This window comes from Peribacillus frigoritolerans (assembly GCF_001636405.1).
Taxonomy (GTDB): Bacteria; Bacillota; Bacilli; order Bacillales; family DSM-1321; genus Peribacillus; species Peribacillus frigoritolerans.
On sequence record NZ_KV440950.1, the window covers coordinates 1,604,514 to 1,623,436 of the forward strand.

The 18,923-nt window shown below is 42.2% G+C and carries 19 protein-coding genes, 1 pseudogene and 1 riboswitch; of the genes and pseudogenes, 13 read left to right on the forward strand and 7 right to left on the reverse strand.

Annotated elements, in window-relative coordinates; all coding sequences use genetic code 11:
• The first annotated feature begins 25 nt into the window (after window positions 1-25).
• The 9 genes from A6755_RS07870 to A6755_RS07910 all read left to right on the forward strand — a co-directional run bounded on the left by A6755_RS07870 (window position 26) and on the right by A6755_RS07910 (window position 10,420).
• The gene (locus tag A6755_RS07870; RefSeq protein WP_063590355.1) at window positions 26-637 is read left to right on the forward strand and encodes a DedA family protein; all 612 of its coding nucleotides are present in this window, start codon (window positions 26-28) and stop codon (window positions 635-637) included.
• A 178-nt stretch (window positions 638-815) separates the two neighbouring features.
• The gene (locus A6755_RS07875) at window positions 816-2,453 is read left to right on the forward strand and encodes a spore germination protein (RefSeq protein WP_063590356.1); all 1,638 of its coding nucleotides are present in this window, start codon (window positions 816-818) and stop codon (window positions 2,451-2,453) included.
• On the forward strand, window positions 2,443-3,669 hold the full coding sequence (locus tag A6755_RS07880; RefSeq protein WP_063590357.1) for a Ger(x)C family spore germination protein: 1,227 nt from the start codon (window positions 2,443-2,445) through the stop codon (window positions 3,667-3,669). Before A6755_RS07875 ends, A6755_RS07880 begins: the two co-directional genes overlap by 11 nt.
• Window positions 3,670-3,690: 21 nt before the next feature.
• Entirely contained in the window at window positions 3,691-4,830 is a 1,140-nt protein-coding gene (locus tag A6755_RS07885; RefSeq protein WP_063590358.1) for a GerAB/ArcD/ProY family transporter, read from the forward strand.
• Window positions 4,827-5,060 (forward strand): YczF family membrane protein, encoded by a 234-nt coding sequence (locus A6755_RS07890; protein ID WP_063590359.1) that lies wholly within the window; start codon window positions 4,827-4,829, stop codon window positions 5,058-5,060. Before A6755_RS07885 ends, A6755_RS07890 begins: the two co-directional genes overlap by 4 nt.
• Window positions 5,061-5,227: 167 nt before the next feature.
• Window positions 5,228-8,437, forward strand: coding sequence for a DEAD/DEAH box helicase (locus tag A6755_RS07895; protein ID WP_063590360.1), 3,210 nt, complete (start codon window positions 5,228-5,230; stop codon window positions 8,435-8,437).
• A gap of 422 nt (window positions 8,438-8,859) precedes the next feature.
• Complete coding sequence (locus tag A6755_RS07900; protein WP_063590361.1) at window positions 8,860-9,342, forward strand: DUF2975 domain-containing protein; 483 nt, start codon at window positions 8,860-8,862, stop codon at window positions 9,340-9,342.
• Window positions 9,343-9,352: 10 nt separating this feature from the next.
• Complete coding sequence (locus A6755_RS07905) at window positions 9,353-9,574, forward strand: helix-turn-helix domain-containing protein (protein ID WP_034309451.1); 222 nt, start codon at window positions 9,353-9,355, stop codon at window positions 9,572-9,574.
• Window positions 9,575-9,628: 54 nt separating this feature from the next.
• On the forward strand, window positions 9,629-10,420 hold the full coding sequence (locus A6755_RS07910) for a DUF817 domain-containing protein (protein WP_034311519.1): 792 nt from the start codon (window positions 9,629-9,631) through the stop codon (window positions 10,418-10,420).
• 82 nt (window positions 10,421-10,502) lie between these two features.
• Here the strand turns inward: A6755_RS07910 and A6755_RS07915 are convergent, their stop codons facing one another.
• Together A6755_RS07915 and A6755_RS07920 are read right to left on the reverse strand one after the other, a co-directional pair.
• A complete protein-coding gene (locus tag A6755_RS07915; protein WP_034309447.1) occupies window positions 10,503-10,817 on the reverse strand; it encodes a DMT family transporter in 315 nt (104 codons plus the stop codon).
• Complete coding sequence (locus A6755_RS07920; RefSeq protein ID WP_063590362.1) at window positions 10,817-11,158, reverse strand: DMT family transporter; 342 nt, start codon at window positions 11,156-11,158, stop codon at window positions 10,817-10,819. Before A6755_RS07920 ends, A6755_RS07915 begins: the two co-directional genes overlap by 1 nt.
• A 73-nt stretch (window positions 11,159-11,231) precedes the next feature.
• Window positions 11,232-11,332, reverse strand: a riboswitch (guanidine-I (ykkC/yxkD leader).
• Between the two features lie 532 nt (window positions 11,333-11,864).
• Between A6755_RS07920 and A6755_RS28090 the strand changes: the two are divergent.
• A pseudogene (locus tag A6755_RS28090) lies at window positions 11,865-12,080 on the forward strand (response regulator transcription factor); the annotation flags it as partial.
• Window positions 12,081-12,266, forward strand: a complete 186-nt coding sequence (locus tag A6755_RS28095) for a sensor histidine kinase (protein WP_241635547.1) — start codon at window positions 12,081-12,083, stop codon at window positions 12,264-12,266.
• Window positions 12,267-12,328: 62 nt separating this feature from the next.
• On the opposite strand, the gene A6755_RS07930 is transcribed toward A6755_RS28095, so the two are convergent.
• Window positions 12,329-13,300 (reverse strand): DMT family transporter, encoded by a 972-nt coding sequence (locus A6755_RS07930; protein WP_063590363.1) that lies wholly within the window; start codon window positions 13,298-13,300, stop codon window positions 12,329-12,331.
• A gap of 501 nt (window positions 13,301-13,801) precedes the next feature.
• Between A6755_RS07930 and abrB the strand changes: the two genes are divergently transcribed.
• Entirely contained in the window at window positions 13,802-14,086 is a 285-nt protein-coding gene (gene abrB, locus A6755_RS07935; RefSeq protein WP_034309439.1) for a transition state genes transcriptional regulator AbrB, read from the forward strand.
• A 59-nt stretch (window positions 14,087-14,145) separates the two neighbouring features.
• On the opposite strand, the gene A6755_RS07940 is transcribed toward abrB, so the two are convergent.
• Window positions 14,146-14,583, reverse strand: a complete 438-nt coding sequence (locus A6755_RS07940) for a GNAT family N-acetyltransferase (protein WP_063590364.1) — start codon at window positions 14,581-14,583, stop codon at window positions 14,146-14,148.
• A 160-nt stretch (window positions 14,584-14,743) separates the two neighbouring features.
• Between A6755_RS07940 and A6755_RS07945 the strand changes: the two genes are divergently transcribed.
• Window positions 14,744-14,938 (forward strand): hypothetical protein, encoded by a 195-nt coding sequence (locus tag A6755_RS07945; RefSeq protein ID WP_063590365.1) that lies wholly within the window; start codon window positions 14,744-14,746, stop codon window positions 14,936-14,938.
• Window positions 14,939-15,015: 77 nt separating this feature from the next.
• Here the strand turns inward: A6755_RS07945 and A6755_RS07950 are convergent, their stop codons facing one another.
• The 3 genes from A6755_RS07950 to A6755_RS07960 are packed head-to-tail and all read right to left on the reverse strand — an operon-like array spanning window position 15,016 to window position 18,725.
• Window positions 15,016-16,161, reverse strand: a complete 1,146-nt coding sequence (locus A6755_RS07950) for a Ger(x)C family spore germination protein (RefSeq protein WP_063590366.1) — start codon at window positions 16,159-16,161, stop codon at window positions 15,016-15,018.
• Between the two features lie 4 nt (window positions 16,162-16,165).
• Window positions 16,166-17,650 (reverse strand): spore germination protein, encoded by a 1,485-nt coding sequence (locus tag A6755_RS07955; protein ID WP_063590367.1) that lies wholly within the window; start codon window positions 17,648-17,650, stop codon window positions 16,166-16,168.
• Window positions 17,625-18,725, reverse strand: a complete 1,101-nt coding sequence (locus tag A6755_RS07960; RefSeq protein WP_063590368.1) for an endospore germination permease — start codon at window positions 18,723-18,725, stop codon at window positions 17,625-17,627. Before A6755_RS07960 ends, A6755_RS07955 begins: the two co-directional genes overlap by 26 nt.
• Window positions 18,726-18,923: the final 198 nt, after the last annotated feature.

The following is an 18,923-nucleotide window of genomic DNA, read 5'->3' on the forward strand; positions in this document are numbered from 1 at the left end:
TTCAAGAAAGTTAGGAGCGTATTAAATGGAAAACTGGATTACGGAATTCATGAATGATTTTGGGTATATGGGAATCTTTCTATTAATAGCATTGGAGAATATTTTCCCGCCGATCCCGTCTGAGGTCATTCTTACTTTTGGCGGTTACATGACGACAAAAGCGGATATGACGATTATCGGTGTCGTGATCGCTTCGACTCTAGGGTCTGTGGCAGGGGCAGTCGTCCTTTATGGAATTGGTTTACTTCTTGATGTGAAGGTCATTGAAAGGTTCGTGGAAAGATGGGGCCATATTCTTCGGTTAACGGTATCGGACGTCCATAAGGCGAATTCATGGTTTGACAAATACGGGTCATGGACCGTGTTTTTCTGCAGGCTGGTTCCGCTGATCAGAAGTTTGATCTCGATTCCAGCAGGGATGTCCCATATGAGCTTTTGGCTCTTCCTTATTTACACAACATCCGGAACATTAATTTGGAACATCATCTTGGTGAATATCGGGGCAGCTGTTGGCTCTTCGTGGGAAGATATTGTAGGGTACATGGACATTTATTCAAACATCGTATATGCGATACTGGCCTTGCTATTGATCGCTTTCGTTGTTTTGATTTTTAGAAGGAATAAAGGCAAAGTATAATCTCAGTTTAGTTGATTGGGCCGTTATCATCGGCATTCATTCCCTAACCGAATATGACCATTAAAGGCTGTCATTGCGACAGCCTTTTTCTTATTGGAGGAAGATGGATGAGCCTAGAATAAAGGGGGAGTGCTTTGGACAAAATGAGTGAAACGAAAAAGGAATGAGGTTCGGTGCTATGGCTTCTTTTTTCAAACAAAAGAGACAAGTGAAGCAACGTGAAAAGAAAAAGGAAGATGAAAGTCAATCCCAAAGCAAAACGCCTGATTATATTGAAAGTTCCCTTTCTGCCAATCTGGAAATCGTGAAGAAAAAGACGGGGAAAAGTCCCGACATCATTATCCGAACGTTGAAAATCGGAATAAACCCGGAGATAAAAACAACTATTTTGTATGTGCAGGGTCTGATTGATAATCCTAGCGTTACGGACTTTATAATTGAATCAATCATGAAAAATCCCCACCTGTCAAAAAACATACTTCCACTGGAAGCAATGGAAATTATCTCTGAGGACGTGGTTTCCCTCGGTGGCGTAGAAAGGGTCACGGACTGGGAAAAGCTATTTTTGACATTATTATCAGGGGACACCATCATTTTTATTGATGGAGTGAACGTCGCCCTGGTTGCCAGTACAAGAGGAGGAGAGAAGCGCTCGATTCAGGAGCCAAGCACGCATTTGACTGTCCGGGGATCTAGGGAAGGGTTTACGGAATCGAATGGAACGAACATCGCCATGTTACGCCGCATCATCAATACCCCGGATTTATGGATAGAGTCGATGAAAATAGGCACGGTGACAAAAACGGACGTTTCCATCATGTATATTAATGGAATTGTCAAGGAAGGAATTGTCGAGGAGGTCAAGAAGCGCTTAAATCGAATTAACATCGATAGCATTCTTGAATCAGGATATATTGAACAATTGATAGAAGACCAGGTCATGACCCCATTCCCAACCCTTAACCATACAGAAAGACCGGATATGGTCGCAGGAAACCTGCTGGAAGGAAGAGTGGCGATATTCGTAAATGGAACGCCTTTTGTCTTGATCGCCCCGGCATTGTTCGTACAATTTTTCCAATCTGTCGAAGACTACTATAATCGCTTCGACATTGCTTCAGCGACACGTTTTTTACGGATCATCGTTTTCGTCATCTCGATAGTCGGGCCGGCTGTCTATGTTGCAGCCACGACTTTTCATCAGGAAATGATCCCAACGAAGCTGCTGGTCATTGTAGCGGCCCAAAGGGAAACGGTTCCTTTGCCTGCCGTCGTTGAAGCGCTTCTTATGGAAATGACCTTTGAAATATTACGGGAAGCAAGTCTTCGGATGCCAAAGGCCGTTGGTTCGACGATGTCCATTGTCGGGGCATTGGTCATCGGGCAGGCGGCCGTCCAGGCTGGTATCGTATCGCCGGCAATGGTCATCATCGTCTCGATCACGGCGATTGCCAGTTTTGCAACCCCTTCTTATGCCATAGCGATTTCTGCCCGCATTGTGCGGTTCGGATTCATCATTTGTGCCGGCATGTTAGGTTTTTATGGGATGATTTTAGCCTTTATCATCCTTATTGTCCATTTATGCAGCCTGCGTTCACTTGGAGTTCCTTATATGACACCGCTCGCCCCTCTGAATCCGAAAGGGCTTGGCGACACATTCTTCAGAAGACCTATATGGGCATTCAAGGAAAGGCCACAATTTTTGACCAATGAAAATAATCTGATCAGGGAAGGCGATAACCAAAGACCGCTGCCTCCTGAATCGCGTGGAATGAAAACTTCTGACGGGAAAAAAGGTGAAGGCAATGAATCGTAAAAGATTAGTTCTGCTCTTGATGATGTTGATCGCCGCCACATTCACCACAGGCTGTTGGGATAAAACAGAGTTAAATGAAATGGCCATCGTTTCGGCGGTCGGACTCGATAGAAATAAAGAAGGGAGGTTAGTGGGAACTTTCCAGATCATTAATCCAGGCAATGTTGCCGGAGCTCTTCAGGGCGGCGGCGGATCGAATCCACCGATATCCATTTATAGGGCCACGGGAGATAATGTGCTTGAATTGGATAGCATCGCTTCAACTAAAATCTCCCGAGATATGTATTTTGCCCATGCCAACCTGGTTGTCATAGGTGAGGAACTAGCAAAAGAAGAGGGTCTCACCAATATTTTCGATGCATTTGAGCGCTCACCGGAATTCAGGGCAACTACGAGGGTCGTGATTGCCCGGGGTGTGAAAGCCAAGGATATTGTCGAAACGTTAACTGCAATCGATAAGGTATCAGCCGAGAAAGTCATTAGGACGATTGAAACCACTGAAAAAACCCAGGGGAAAAGTATTAGCATCAATCTCCAAGAGGTGATCAAGAATCTGCTTAGTACCGGAAAAGAACCGATAATAAGCGGTTTTACCGTGAGAGGAAACAAGGGGAAGGAAGATAAAATGGAGAATACCATGTCCTCGGATATTGAGGCAAACCCTAATGCAGCAGGGATAGGTGTTTTTAAAGATGGCAAATTGATTGACTGGCTGGATGGTGATAAGGCAATAGGATCAATGTGGGTATTGGATAGAATCGAAAATGTCCATTTATACCTTGATTGGGAGGGTGAAAAAAACGCAGTCACCTATTCAGTCATTCGCCAAAAAACCAATATCGGGGCAAAAATGGTAAACGGCAAACCGAAAATATCGATAAAGGTCCGTGCAGAGGGAGATATCCGGGAAGCGAATGTTCCTTTGAATCTAACCGATATGCATGTTCTGATAGATATTGAAAGGAAGTTAGCGAAAGACTTGAAGAAGGAGATGGAAGACGCAATCGTTCGGGCACAAAAAAATAAATCCGATATTTTTGGCTTTGGGGAGCTCATGCATGAATCCCATCCGAGAGAATGGAAGAAACTAGAGAAAAACTGGGACGACGATACTTTTCCTAAACTGGAAGTTGATGTGCAGGTAGAAACTTTCATTCGCCGTACCGGATTACGTAATAAGCCGTATCTATCGAATTTAAAAAAGGATGAACAATAAAGGAAAGGAAGTGGCATCCTCATGGAAAAGGCAAATATCAGCGGGTACCAGTTGTTCGTCCTTATTTTCCTGTTTGAAATGGGCAGTGCACTTTTGGTTCCGCTTGCAGGTGAAGCCAAGCAGGCTGCCTGGCTGGTCATCCTTATTGCGATGGTAGGCGGATTTTTATTATTTTTCATTTATTATGGCCTTTTTCAATATTACCCTGATCAGCTGTTAACGGAATTTGTCCGGAGTATATTGGGGAATTTTCTAGGCAGGATCGTAGCTTTTCTATACATCCTTTATTTCATCTACCTTGCTGCAAGGGTGCTGAGGGACTTCGGAGATACGCTGCTTACTTTTGCCTATCCTCATATTCCGTTATTTGTCGCGAACGCTGCATTCATTTTAGTCGTGGTGTACACGGTCCGAAAAGGGGTAGAAGTATTGACGAGGACCGGGGAACTATTCTTTGTCTTGGAGAATTTACTTTTAATGACCTTCTTTCTTCTGATAGTGGCTTCAGGCATGATCCATTTAAACAACTTAAAGCCGGTTATTGAAATGAGCGGGACGGAGATGGTGAAAATGGCTTTCACTAAAACGATATTCTTTCCATTTGGCGAAATCATTTCCTTTTTAATGATTTTTCCTTATTTGAACGAACCTAAGCGATTGAAAAAAATTGGGATAAGCAGCATTGCGGCAGCTGGCATTTTTCTCGCGATAATAATGGCTATGAATATTGCTGTACTTGGGGTGGACCTGACGACACGTTCGCAATACCCTCTTCTTTCCCTTATTCAGTCCATAGAGGTCGCTGGCTTTCTCGAACGTCTCGATGTGTACTTCTTGTTTTTATTGATGATTGGCGGGTTCATCAAGATAAGTGTATTTACTTATGTGGCGGTAACGGGTACGGCGAATGTTTTCAATGTTAAACAGCCCTCCAGACTTGCTTACCCTGTTGGCTTTGTCATATTACTGAGTTCCATCATAATAGCAAGCAACTTTACGGAACATATGCATGAAGGGCTAGGAGCCGTACCGATATACTTCCACCTCCCATTTCAGGTGATCATTCCGTTGCTTCTCTTGATCATTGCCTTTTTTAAGAATCGAAAAAAAAAGAAAGGCCAGCACCAAAATAAGTTCCAAGGCGGAGTTGATCAAAAATGAAATTCTTCGGTATTACGCTTTTGCTTTTGATCCCTTTAGTGGTCCTATCATTAGGTATGGATATTCTATTGGGATTCGATCTGGATAATTCGATCAAACATGTCTTTAACCCTTTTTTGGTGAAGGACCCCGCTGAATTTATCCTTTTTTTCATTCTTCTTTCATTCCTTGTATTCAGCTTCTTTTATCGAAAAAAAAAGAAAAAGAACAAGGGCAAAGGACAACAATGATGCTGCAATTCCCGTTGCTGAAATAGAGATGAACTCCGAATGTGGAGTTTGTCTTTTTGCTTTTTTACAACCCTGTAAACCGATTTCATAGTATGATGATAAAATGAGCTTATTTAACAGCGGAATGTAAAACCATTCAACAAAAACCCCGGGAGGAGGACGGCAATTTGGATATCAAATTGAATCGAAAAATCATAAAGGACATGTGCGGGGCCGTCTCCTTCAAAAGAGGGGAAGCTTTTCATCGTGCCAATAAAGTGACATTTGAAAGCTATCGTCATGATGGTTGTGAAGCATCGGTTAGAGGCAAGGAAGACTTCCATGTCACGATTGAAGTGGATGCAGTCGGCGGATTTCAGACGAAATGCAGCTGTCCTGCGCTAGCTTCCTTCCATAGGGATTGCCAGCATATTGCAGCCGTCCTGTTGTCGGTTTACGATCATAAGCGAGATGGAACGGTTCCTGAAGGCGTGCATGCAGCCGGTTCTGATGCTACAGCCCAAGAGAAGTTGTCAGAGGGCTTGCTGACCCTTTTCAATAATCAGTCTGTTCGGAAAAGCGGTCATCAGCGCCATTTTGAAAATAGAACGATGCTTGAAGCGGAGTTTACGTGTAAACCAGTATGGATGGGAATGGAACAATATATGTTAGGACTGGAAATGAAAATCGGTTCTCTCAATGTGTCGAATGTCCGGGATTTCCTGAAGCGAGTTAAAGCGGGAAAGCCTGCCCAAGTGTCCCCTTCATTTATATATGACCCGGTGCTGCATTGTTTTCAGAATGAAAATGATTTAGTGCTTCAGGAGCTCATTACAGTGATATCGGATGAAAAAGTCTATGTGGACGCCCTGACGGATAAATCCGAATATACATTGGACCATCACTTATTACTTCTGCCTCCATCTTCTTTTCGAAGGCTTGTCCCCATCCTTGAAGCGGCGCCAATGGTGAAGCTTGCCTATGGCGGCCTTACATTCAATGGCTTTCGTGTAACAAACGGACCGCTTCCTTTACAGTTTGACTTTACTGAAAGCGAGGACAAAGGTTATCAGCTGAATATTGAAAGGCTGCACGAGATGATCGTCATGAATGCATACACATTGGTCCTATTTGAGGGGAAATTGGTTCAGCTCGAAAATGAGGATTTCAAACGCCTTTCAGAGTTAAAGCAAATGATGGAGGATTCGGGGATGAATCAAATTCCAATCCATCATGACCAGCTGGAATTATTCCTGGACAAGGTGGTACCAGGCTTGAAAAGACTCGGTGAAGTCCATATAGCGAGATCCATCACCGAATTGTTTTTGAAGACACCGCTGGTTGCAAAGCTATACTTGGACCGAGTGAAAAACAGGCTGCTTGCCGGGCTGGAATTCCATTATGAAAATATCGTGATCAACCCTTTGGAAAAACAGGAAACCAAGGTTATGAGGGATGTTGAGAAAGAGGCGGAGATAATAAAGCTGATGGAGGATAGCCAGTTTGCCAAGACGGACGGCGGCTATTTCTTGCATAACGAAGAGTTGGAGTATGAGTTCTTGTACCATATCGTTCCTAAACTCCAGAAGCTGGTGCAAATCTATGCCACGACCGCTGTAAGGAACCGAATTTCCCGTGGAAATGCTGCACCGCGCATTAGGGTGAAAATTAAAAAAGAGCGTACTAATTGGCTCGAATTCAAATTTGAAATGGATGATATTCCAGATAAACAAATACGTGAGGTCTTAGCCGCGCTTGAAGAAAAAAGGAAATACTATCGTTTAAGGAATGGATCGCTGCTTTCCCTTGAAACAAGGGAATACGAGGAAATCAATCGTTTTCTGAATGCACTGCCCGTACAGGATGAAGACCTGGAAAGCACACTGAACATGCCCCTCATAAAAGGGCTCCAGCTCCTTGACTCCGTTAATGACAGCCAGACATTCACGATGGAAGAATCATTCCGGCAGTTTTTGGATAACATCAGGAATCCGGGCGCCTTGGAGTTCACGGTGCCAAATAGTCTGGACCCGATTTTGCGCGAGTATCAAAAAAACGGCTACAAATGGATGAAAATCCTTGCACAATACGGTTTTGGCGGGATTCTTGCTGATGATATGGGTCTGGGAAAAACACTGCAAAGCATCACGTTCATTTTATCCGAGCTACCTGACATCCGTAAGAAAAGGGTTCCGGTGCTTATTGTCTGCCCATCATCATTGACCTACAATTGGCTGAATGAATTCACTAAATTCGCTCCTGATATACAAGCCGTCGTCGTGGATGGAGACAAGACGGAAAGGACGAGGCTGCTTAAAGAAATGAAGGACGTGGATGTAGTGATCACTTCTTATCCATTGCTTCGGAAAGACATCAAGTCGTATGAAAAAGAGGACTTCCATACGGTGTTTTTCGATGAGGCACAGGCCTTTAAGAACCCGGTGACACAAACGGCACGAGCGGCCAAGAAGATAAAAGCGGCCCATCGCTTCGCGTTGACTGGTACGCCCATCGAGAATTCACTAGAAGAGCTCTGGTCCCTTTTCCACGTCGTATTCCCTGAACTATTCATGGGGTTAAAGGAGTATAGCAACCTCTCAAGGAAGCAGATTTCCCGCAGGATCCGTCCATTTTTGCTGCGGAGAATGAAAGAGGACGTACTAGGGGAATTACCGGAAAAAATCGAGTCGCTGGAATCGATGGAACTGCTTCCCGATCAGAAGAAACTGTACGGCGCTTATCTGGCCAAGCTGCGGCATGATACGCTGAAACACCTGGACAAGGATACCCTCCGCAAAAATCGGATCAGGATCCTTGCTGGCTTGACCCGGCTTCGGCAAATATGCTGTCACCCTGCCTTGTTTGTGGACGGATATACAGGCAGTTCAGCAAAATATGAGCAGCTGATGCAAATTGTCGAAGATTCGAAGCATTCTGGAAGACGGGTGCTGATTTTCTCGCAATTTACAAAAATGCTTACGATCATCGGCAGGGATTTGGCCATGAAAGGACAACCCTTTTTCTACCTGGATGGACAAACCCCATCAAAGGAACGTGTGGAAATCTGCAATCGGTTTAATGCAGGAGAACGGGATATATTCCTCATTTCGTTGAAAGCTGGCGGTACGGGTCTCAATCTGACGGGTGCCGATACAGTCATACTATATGACCTTTGGTGGAATCCGGCAGTTGAGGAACAAGCCGCGGACCGTGCCCATCGAATGGGGCAGAAAAAAGAGGTTCAAGTCATCAAGCTTATTGCCCGTGGGACAATCGAAGAAAAAATGAATGAACTCCAAGAGAAAAAGAGACATCTTATCGAAGAAATCATCGACCCTGGAGACAAGTCGTCATCTGCACTTACAGAAGAGGATATCAGGGAAATCCTGATGATATAAGGGTTTAGCCGAAGGTAATAAATGAAAAGTTCAGTTATGGAGCATTCCTTTGTAAAGAGGAATGCTTTTTTATTTTTAAGACTCTTTTCGTAAAGATTGTTGTTTTTTAAACAAAACTATTTAAGGTTGATTGGAGCGGAAGTGCGAGACTCCTGCGGGAGCAGCAGGACAGGTGAGACCCCACAGGCGTTTACGCCGAGGAGGCTCACCGCCCGCCCCGCGGAAAGCGAGCATCTGGAGTGGAAATCAACCACAACTCACTACCTGGTAAATAGCAATAAAGTATGTGGAAACAGCCATTTTTAAAAAGAATAGGATATTTCATTAACAATAATAATATAATAAAAAACAACAATGTTTTATTGTAAAACGATAAAACGTATGTTAAATTAAATGGACAATAAATAAGTGAGGTGCTTTTTATGAAACTAGGAACAACACTCTTTTTAAAGATGGCTGTCATTCTTATTGGAATTCCGGTTCTTGCTTTGTGCATCTTCTTGGTGCCTGGGATAGCGAATTTTGCAGCAGAATTATATCCGGATATGGCTTATTTGAAATATCTCGTTTTAATCGATTTGTATGCATCGGCGATACCTTTTTACTTTGCCCTATACCAAGCCTTTAAACTTTTAAGCTATATTGACAAGAACAAAGCTTTCTCGGAATTATCTGTAAGAGCTTTAAAGACTATAAAAAATTGTGCAATCACAATAAGTTGCTTGTATGTGGCAGGCATGCCGCTCTTTTATCTCATCGCGGAAAAGGACGACGCTCCAGGTATCATATTAATCGGAATGGTCGTTATTTTTGCTTCAATGGTGATTGCAGTCTTTGCTGCTGTTCTTCAAAGGCTTTTACAAGAAGCCATCGATATAAAATCAGAAAATGACTTAATAGTCTGAGGTGAATAACTTGGCAATTATAATCAATATTGATGTGATGTTGGCTAAAAGGAAAATGAGTGTTACAGAACTTTCCGAGAGGGTTGGAATAACGATGGCTAATCTTTCCATATTGAAAAATGGCAAGGCAAAAGCGATTCGATTAACAACCTTAGATGCGATTTGTAAGGCTTTAGAATGTCAACCCGGGGATATTTTAGAATACCGAAATGATGAAGGCACTCAAGATTAAGATTTATAAAGGGGAGTTACTCATGAATGAAGATAAAAAATGGAGGCACCAATCATGAGGGCACTAAAACAACTCGTTCGTTTTGGTTGGGAGCAGGCCCTATCATGCTTGTTTCCTGCCGTTATTTTTGCCTCTTTGGCTATGACAAAATTCATCCCGCTTCCCTTTCTGCCGCGGTATGACTGGCTGCTCATCATCTGCCTTCTGATGCAGTGGTGGATGCTGCGTTCCGGGCTTGAAACACGGGATGAACTAAAGGTCATCACCTTATTCCACCTTATTGGTCTTGCCCTTGAACTTTTCAAGGTGCATATGGGCTCCTGGAATTATCCAGAGGAAGGATATTTCAAGATTTTTGGAGTGCCTCTGTATAGCGGATTCATGTACGCTAGTGTAGCGAGTTATCTTTGCCAGGCGTGGAGGAGGTTAAAGGTTGAACTGATCAAGTGGCCGCCGTTTTTTGTCGTTGTATCCCTTGCGCTTGCGATTTATTTGAATTTTTTCACCCACCATTATTGGATGGATGTTCGTTGGTGGCTATCTGGACTTGTCATCATCGTCTTTTGGCGAGCATGGGTCACATACGAAGTTGGTGGAACCCGTTATCGTATGCCAATCGCATTTTCTTTTGTGCTCATCGGATTTTTCATATGGATAGCCGAAAATATCGCAACGTTCTTTGGAGCTTGGGAATATCCTAACCAAACCGATGCATGGAGTCTCGTACATCTAGGAAAGGTAAGCTCATGGCTCTTACTGGTGATTGTCAGCTTTCTTATAGTAGCGACGCTAAAACAGGTTAAGGGGAAAGATTCAGCTGTGATGGATGAGGGTCAATTTTTATAAGGTGAATTATTCAAGTTAGATAAAAATAAGTATAGACGACACATTGTGTCGTCTTTGATTTTTCTATGCTTTTATGTCATTCCTATGAAACAAGTTTTAATCCCACTGCTGCGCCAAGGACCATGGCTATAAAAACGACCCTGCGCCAATCTTTGGATTCCCCGTATAAGAGCATCCCGATTATCGCTCCGCCTGATGCGCCGATTCCTGTCCAGATAGCGTAAGCCGTTCCCATCGGCAAGGTTTTCATGGCATAAGCAAGAAATAGGAAGCTTGCTCCAAATCCGATGAATAACAGCAGCAAGGATTGCCAATTTCTGTCTTTGTGCAATTTATTGATCATCGCAACTCCAAACATCTCAAAAAGCCCCGCTAAGATTAAAGAGACCCAAGCCATTATGATTCATCCCCTTTCTCTGCCTTATCATCCGTCACTAGCTTCAAGCCGATCACCCCTGATAATAAGAGGAGGATCAATAGTGTTTTGCTCAGCTTGAAGGATTCTCCAAAGAAAAGGATTTCGGAAAAAACGGTCCCGGCAGTCCCCATACCGACAAAAACGGCATATACCGTTCCGACAGGAAGCTTCCTGCCAGCCATTATCATCAAGTAAAAACTGATGGTGATCGAAATGACCGTTCCAGTCCAAGTCCAAAAGTCATCGGCATGTTTTAAGCCAATCACCCAAAATACTTCAAAAAAAGCTGCAATGAATACTTTAATCCAGTTTGTGCTCATGCAATAACGCACCTCCGATTTTATTCTTTACCAAAAAAACAAAAAAAGCCCAAGAGATAACTGTTAAAACAGTTTCTCCCAGGCTTTTATCCTTCCGTGACACAGCATGCTGTGAGTTTTCTCTCGGACCAGACCAGCAATGAGACGCACTGCGGAACCCTAGAAAACCTTTGACATATACAATTACCTTTCATTATACATACTTTTTGAACTTACTCAAGGTAAAAGTTTTGTCAAATGTCATGCCGATTTTCCCCTAATATCCGCATATGTCCCGTAACGTTTGCAGCTTTCATCTGAATACAGCGAGGCCATTTCGAACTTTCCGGACTATATTCAAATTTGAAAAAAGCCAGTTTGCCTATAGTTTTTTTTATTTGGGTGAGTTGTGGTTGATTTCCCCTCCAGATGCTCGCTTTCCGCGGGGCGGGCGGTGAGCCTCCTCGGCGTAAACGCCTGTGGGGTCTCACCTGTCCCGCTGCTCCCGCAGGAGTCTCGCACTTCCGCTCCAATCAACCATAAATAGTTTCATTTTAAAAACAACAATCTTTACGAAAAGATAGCAACAAAGTATGTGAAAACAGCCTTTTATTTAAATAACGCAACATAAGGTACGAGACACCTGGGGGCGAGCATTAGCGGATTGCTTTGCAATATGATGAAAAAAAGTGGATATGTCCCTTAGCCGGCATTTTCAGGAACGGAAGCAATATTGTACGTGGAGAAAAAGAAATGGGATATGGTGTTGTTGGATTTAATGCTGCCAGGAATGGACGGGGAGGAAGTTCTTCGTAAAATTAGGGAGCATCATCATTTCCCTATTTTGATTATATCTGCAAAAGGAGAACAGCAAACGAAAATAAATGGATTGCGCGCTGGGGCAGATGATTTCATTACGAAGCCATTTGATATTGAAGAAGTAATGGCAAGAATAGATGCTCATATCTTTGATAGGTTTTATACAGGTGATACTGCAAGAAATAAAAAAGGAACGGGACTAGGGTTATCCATTGCGCAAAGTTTAATGAAAAAAATGAATGGTGAGCTTTTTGCCACTCTGAAAAATCATCAATTCATCATGACCTGTCAATGGAAAAAAAGAACATAGTCCGCTTCTGTTTTCGCACAAAAAAGCCCCGAAAATTATCCGGTGCTTTTTTGGCTTGCTATTTAGGCATTCACTGTCCGTTTCGGGGATGGACCTTCTTTTTTATGTGATACATAGCTATGCAGGATCATTCCCATGATGACGATAAAGATGCCGAACCACGATAACGGAGAAGGAATCGGTAAAGATAGGAATAGTAATTCGCCAGCCAGGGCAAAAAGGACCTCCATCGATTGTGTTGCTTCAACTGAAGCTAATTTCTGCATATTTCCGCGTACAAAATCGGTCGCCATGAAAAAAAGGACCGTGGCGATGACTCCAGAAAATAGTGCCACCAAAAGGGATTGGAAACTCTGCATCTTCGTCGGCGCACCTACTGTAAAGAAACCGTACAAGGAAAGCAAAAACCAGAATGGAAGACTCGCCAAAGTCATTCCCAAAACCCGCTGATAAGCATCCAGACGCCCTTCGGATACTTCCATCATTTTGCGATTTCCCAAAGGGTATGCAAACGAAGCGATGACGATTGGAATCACTCCCAGCCAAAGATCGGCCATTGAAATGTGTTTGGTATGTTCCAGCTGCATCAGGATGATCCCAAGCAGAATGATCATGGACATGAGGAGGCCTTTCACAGAAACCTTTCCTCTTTGCCTTTCGATCCCATCTTTCGTTTGGACATTTTCAAAAAACAGCGGCGCAAGCAGCGCACCCGAAATGATCGTGATTTGCCAAGTTCCGGCGATCAGCCAGCCAGGTGAGTAGGCGGACGCAAAGCATAAAGGAGCATAAAATAACCCAAATCCGACAAAACTCCAAAGCAGCCAAGGACCTGGCTTTTCTCTCATCACTTGTAAAAGGGGACGCAGGTTTTTTCTGCTCCATACGATACACAACAGAAAGGGCACCATAAAGAAATAACGCAGCGAAGCACTCCAAATCCAACTTCCGCCAGACAGCTCCATGGCCTGATTCAAAACAAACGTAAATGCAAAAAAGAAAGCAGAACAAATACCTAATATAATCGGACGCAATTGACTCACCTCAATCTGTTTTATGAGTCAGTAAGACTCTGGAAGGATGGCAATCGTTTCGGCTTTCTGAAAAAAATTCAGATATATCCACTGTTTCAAAAGCGGAATGAATTTTCGGAATATTATAAGCGATCAATTTAAATTTTCCTTCAAAAGCAAAAGAAAATCAACAGGATTCTTTTAAGCTATTGAAATTCATTCTTCGTGATTCGACATGAAATGAAAAGAAAGCTTTTTGGAATTAAATGAAGGCGTTTCCATTTGTGAATTTAAATTAGAAATATATACCAAAGGAAGAAGCGGTAAACGTTGTCGTGACGCGTGTTATGAAGGAATTGCTAATATTTTATATAAAAATCATATAGAGGCAGATAGTATATGAAGATACGAGAATTGACGAATATGGTAGGTAGTGGTATCTTAATAGAAGTGCAAATAATGTCGAATGGTGACGAAATATATAAATGCAACATTCGCAAGAAAGTTAGTGGGGTAAATTAAATGAAATCTACAGGTATTGTACGTAAAGTTGACGAATTAGGGCGGGTAGTCATTCCAATTGAACTGCGCCGAACTTTAGGAATTAATGAGAAAGACGCTCTGGAGATTTATGTAGAACAAGAGCGCATCATCCTTCAAAAATATAAACCAAACATGACTTGTCAGGTAACAGGTGAAGTTTCCGATGACAATATGAAACTTGCTGACGGTAAATTAATACTTAGCCCAGAAGGTGCCGAACTTCTAATTAAAGAAATTCAAGCCAGCATGGAAACTGCTAGATAATTAATATACTAGATAAATAGCATCCAAGTGTAGGGAAGGTTTCCCTACACTTTTTTTAATTAAATGCTGAAATAATAAAAATGGTTCGATTCACGGGCGAAACCAATCTTTTCATAAAGTCTCTGTGCTTTCACATTATCCTGGCCAGTCTCCAGTGAAACCCCTTTAGCACCTGTTTCACGTGCAAAACCGATGGCCGCGTTCAATAACTCCTCGCCAAATCCCTTTTTACGGGCGGACTCCTTCACGAATAAATCATTCAATATCCATGACCGCATCATACTCACAGACGAAAAAGAAGGATACAATTGTACAAAACCAATTGGACTTCCTTCATCAAACGCCATAAAAATCACAGACTCCCCTTTTGTCAGCCTTTCCCTTAAAAACTCCCTTGCACGACCAGGATCAGAGGTTTGCTCATAAAACACCCTGTATAAATCAAAAAGTTCCGTCAGTGATTCCAGCTCATGTAATGTTGCCTTCTGTATGCTCATAAATGGCCTCCTAAAATGTTAGAATACTCTAAATTTACCATTTAACCATGCTATCCGCCAAATTCCGGACCGCATTTTCCAAACCCCTAAATCAGGATGGAGCTCAAAAAGGCACCATCCTGATTTTTTCGGCTATAAACCCAAGGTGAGCAGCAAACTTATGGGATATCAGCGTTTACTCGTGAGTTTAGTTGATTTACTCGTGAGTTTGGAGCAAATACTCGTGAAATTGGGTGATTTACTCGTGAAAGGAGCATTATCCATAGAATACAGCAGTAATCTCATGAGATATCAGCGTTTACTCGTGAGTTTGGAGCAAATACTCGTGAAATTGGAACAAATACTCGTGAATTAAGCCGATTTACTCGTGAATTCAACATTATCCAATAATATTGGGTATTATAAATTCCAAACCGAATCCTCAAATCTTCATTACTCCAGTGGTTTAGCTTCTAAGCCACCTGTGTTAAGGATATGTACCTTTACGTTTATATCATGAATTGAATCCTTATCTAAATAATCCTTAGGCTCTTTTAAATGATTCTTTTGCCAGTATTTTAACTCTTTGATATAAAGGGTTTTGCCTAGGTTTAAAGGGTCCGCGTTCTTTTGGAGCCCTGTTTTAAACGTTGATAGGATTTCCTTTTTTATTTGGCTTTCGAATTTCCGTTTTATTTTGTCGATATCGATTTGGGTATCAAGCCCCAGTATTTTGCCGGAAACGTCAATTTCAATATCGAATTTGTACTTGCCATCCTTGAGAACAGGTTTCACTTTATGAGCCGGATGGGAAAAAGAGGCATAGATGTCTTGCTTATTCATTGTGATGTTCACTGGAGTTTTGTTGGTCCTTTTAGTGAGCCAGCGTAAACCGCTCAGTTCTTTTTCAGAGAACCAGGGCTGGGACACTTTATAGTAAATGATAAATGCACCATCCATATAGAGGCTTTTTCGCTTTTTATCTTTTTCCTTCCAAACTTTATCGTTCCAGGAAATGGAGGGTAATATGGTGGTAGATGCTTTTTCGCGCTGGTCAGAGTAATACCTTTGGACTGTAATGGGTTGGATGAATGATATAATCCGGTATACATCATCCGGAAAATATAATGTCGTGTATAAAGGTGACAAATTAAAAAAGCCGTTAATGGAGAAAAGCTCATCCATGGAATTTTTTGTGGCAAAGATATTGGATGAGTACCTGAGTAATTGGTTTCTGTATATATAATCCACTATTTCTGTGCTTTGCCGGTTCAAAACATTTTCACTGATTACAAATGTGGATACATGCCCTAAATAGAGAGACTGTTGAGTATTGCGCATTAGTTTATTAATGGCGATCGAAATCGACCGTCCTTTTTGTTTCCCTACATATACGGGAGGAGCTTGCGTCGGCTTTGCCTCCGTTTTAGCTACCGCAGCGAAGTCTACAAGTTGCGTATAGACTATGTATTCCCCATCTTTGAAATCTATCCCGATGGCCGTTATATAATGAAAGTCCTGGATCGTTTTTTCATCCCAACAGCCTGAAAGAAATAGCAGTAAATGCAGGGTCAACCAAATTTTACAGATGCGGAACATTGCCTTACTGCCCCTTTCTGGTTTTATCATTAGCGGCCAAGGATCGTTTACTCATGGAATTCCATGGCGACTTCAGGAATGAATCCAGGATTTTTTTGATTCTTGGCGGGTTCATTCCGCCAATATATGAAACCCCGAATGAATCAAGCCTGGATAGTAAAGTGACAATGGAAAGGAAACCGATTATCAAGCCGTAGATTCCATAAATGCAGCTTAGTAACAGAACAAACATTCGCAGAACGGTAACGGCACCTGTTAAAGACTGGTTTACAAGTGTATAAGATGCAACAGAGGTTACGGCAGTGACGACAAGCATGGTTTGTGAAGTCAGTCCTGCCCTTATCGCCGCATCACCGACAATTAGGCCTCCTACAACCGCAACTGTCTGCCCAACCGCTTTAGGTAACCTGACCCCGGATTCACGGAATAATTCAAATAAAATGAGCATGAGAATGAATTCCATCGTGGCAGATAAGGGAAGCCCCAGCCTTGAAAGGGTTATGGTGGCTAGTAACGGGAACGGCACCTGTTCAATATTGAAAGCGGAAATGGAGATCCAAAACCCCGGCAATAAAACGGTAATGCCAAGCCCCATAAAGCGAAGAAGTCGCTCAAGGCTTACAAATAGATAAGGAAGATTCGAATCTTCTGCGGTTTTTATTTGCAATAGTAAGGTAGAAGGGGCCACGATTACCGTTGGCATGCCGTCCACGATTAGAATGAATCTTCCTTGATTGAGTGCTTCGACTACAAAATCAGGGCGACTCGTATAATGGGTGAGTGGGAATATACTATATTTACTGTTAGTGATCAATTCCTCCAATTGTTGGCTGCTCACCAAAATATCTAAATCAAGGGAGTTAATTTCCGTTCTTACATTTTTAATGAGTTCTTTATTGATGATGTCATCCATGTACATCAGTCCGACTTTCGTTTGACTGCGCCTGCCAACGATAAACTCTTCATAGGCGAGCGATTTTGTTTTTAGCCGCTTTCTGATTAAAGCCGTATTGATGGAAATGTCCTCGACAAACCCATCTCTTGGACCTCTTACCGAGACCTCGAAGGAAGACTCCTCGGGCTGCCGGTTCGGCACGTTGGACAATTCGATTGAAAATAACTCTTGGACTGAGGGTATGAATAATAAGGCATGCCCGGAGAAAATCAGCTGCTGGACGTTATTGAATTCACTGTCGATGGTTACTTTCCTGAGGTCTATCAAGGGTTTTAGCTTGTTGATTGATTCTTCGGCATCGATGCTCTCATCCAATTCCATCATTTTGTTTAACTTTTCCAAAATTCCTTCGTTCAGTAAACTGATGTCGGCCATACCCGAGCAGTAAAAAATAAGGACAGGAATGGGTCTTTCGGTTTCTCCGATATAAATCATTTCAAACTTGATATCTGAGCTTGAACTGAATAACTCCCGAAATGTCTCCTCCCTTAATTCTAAGAGGGGTGGCTCATTTTTGGATCGTTTCATTCGCATGTCGTTTCCCCTCCTTAGATCTGATGAAAGTGCCGATAAACAAAAAGGCGGACAACAGTAACAGGAAATAAAAAGCGCCAGGATAGTAGAATTTCTGGCTTATATGCAAGAACTTGAAATTACTGAATGGTACGATGGAGATGACGACCATCAGAAAACCTACAGCGAAAAGAATTCCAAGCTTCACATTATTAGTTTTTCCTTTAAAGACTTCCATTATTAAGAATAACGCCATTGAAACACGGATATAGGCACCAGCAAGCCATTGGTAAATGGAAAAGAAGTCTGTATGTTCAATATATTTACCAATTGTCAGCAAACGCCATTGTTCATAAGCGGGGTACCTCATGACTTCGGCTAAGCTCGGCCCGAATTCAGCGAGTGCTGCTGTTAATGGGCCAAGAAGTAAAAACACTAGTCCAAGGCATAAGAATACTAATACCTTTATCTTGAGCTTATCCGAAAGTTTCTCTTGAAAAAAAGCGATTAAAATCAGTTCGGTAAGGCCATAACCAGAATATTGAAGGGTTTTTATGCCATGAAAATAGCCATTCTCGAAAAGGGGAAGGAGGTGGCTATAGTCTTTTGTCGGTATATTTCCGGTCGCAACGAAAATGCCAAGAATGACGACTATTGGCAATAATACAGAAGAGCAAATGGCGATGGAGCGCATACCAGAATGGGCAAGAAAAATGCATAGCAGCGTAAACGGAATGATAATCGCTAAACTTGGGGTTTCAAAAAGAAAGCTTGTCGTGATCCAATCAATCGTTTCCTTTGTAGTGGCCAAAACAAGACTGATCAGATAAATCACGATAAAGAATAAAGCGATATTTTTAATGTGTTTTCCAAATCTATTTTCAAGCCAATCCGTCAAGGATTGATTATCCATATTCTTGATTATTCTCGATAATATATAGACCCAAATCGGGATCAACCCAATAGTTAGGATAGAAAAAAACCAAGCATCCCTTCCGCCAGTGGATAGGAGGAAGGGGATCAAGATAACGTGATTAAGAAGACCGATTGATAAAAAGAAAATGCTCAGGGTTTGTATCGAACTGATTTTCTTCAAGATGATCCTATCCCCATTTCCATTGTTTAAAGATGGATTGATGCACATGCCATTCATTTGTTTATGATTGCTAAATGTGGAAATAGTATTCGTGCTAATGTTGTGGAATAAATTTCCTGATATTTAGTGATGAGTAGTAGAGCAGAGCAAAGTATACCGGAAAAAGGATTTGTCTTAATCGATAAAGAATATATATAG

Coding starts and splice junctions, on each gene's coding strand:
- A6755_RS07870 (WP_063590355.1), top strand. CDS start 26: ATGGAAAACTGGATTACGGAATTCATGAATGATTTTGGGTATATGGGA.
- A6755_RS07875 (WP_063590356.1), top strand. CDS start 816: ATGGCTTCTTTTTTCAAACAAAAGAGACAAGTGAAGCAACGTGAAAAG.
- A6755_RS07880 (WP_063590357.1), top strand. CDS start 2,443: ATGAATCGTAAAAGATTAGTTCTGCTCTTGATGATGTTGATCGCCGCC.
- A6755_RS07885 (WP_063590358.1), top strand. CDS start 3,691: ATGGAAAAGGCAAATATCAGCGGGTACCAGTTGTTCGTCCTTATTTTC.
- A6755_RS07890 (WP_063590359.1), top strand. CDS start 4,827: ATGAAATTCTTCGGTATTACGCTTTTGCTTTTGATCCCTTTAGTGGTC.
- A6755_RS07900 (WP_063590361.1), top strand. CDS start 8,860: ATGAAACTAGGAACAACACTCTTTTTAAAGATGGCTGTCATTCTTATT.
- A6755_RS07910 (WP_034311519.1), top strand. CDS start 9,629: ATGAGGGCACTAAAACAACTCGTTCGTTTTGGTTGGGAGCAGGCCCTA.
- A6755_RS07915 (WP_034309447.1), bottom strand. CDS start 10,817: ATGGCTTGGGTCTCTTTAATCTTAGCGGGGCTTTTTGAGATGTTTGGA.
- A6755_RS07920 (WP_063590362.1), bottom strand. CDS start 11,158: ATGAGCACAAACTGGATTAAAGTATTCATTGCAGCTTTTTTTGAAGTA.
- A6755_RS28095 (WP_241635547.1), top strand. CDS start 12,081: ATGGCAAGAATAGATGCTCATATCTTTGATAGGTTTTATACAGGTGAT.
- abrB (WP_034309439.1), top strand. CDS start 13,802: ATGAAATCTACAGGTATTGTACGTAAAGTTGACGAATTAGGGCGGGTA.
- A6755_RS07940 (WP_063590364.1), bottom strand. CDS start 14,583: ATGAGCATACAGAAGGCAACATTACATGAGCTGGAATCACTGACGGAA.
- A6755_RS07945 (WP_063590365.1), top strand. CDS start 14,744: ATGGGATATCAGCGTTTACTCGTGAGTTTAGTTGATTTACTCGTGAGT.
- A6755_RS07950 (WP_063590366.1), bottom strand. CDS start 16,161: ATGTTCCGCATCTGTAAAATTTGGTTGACCCTGCATTTACTGCTATTT.
- A6755_RS07955 (WP_063590367.1), bottom strand. CDS start 17,650: ATGCGAATGAAACGATCCAAAAATGAGCCACCCCTCTTAGAATTAAGG.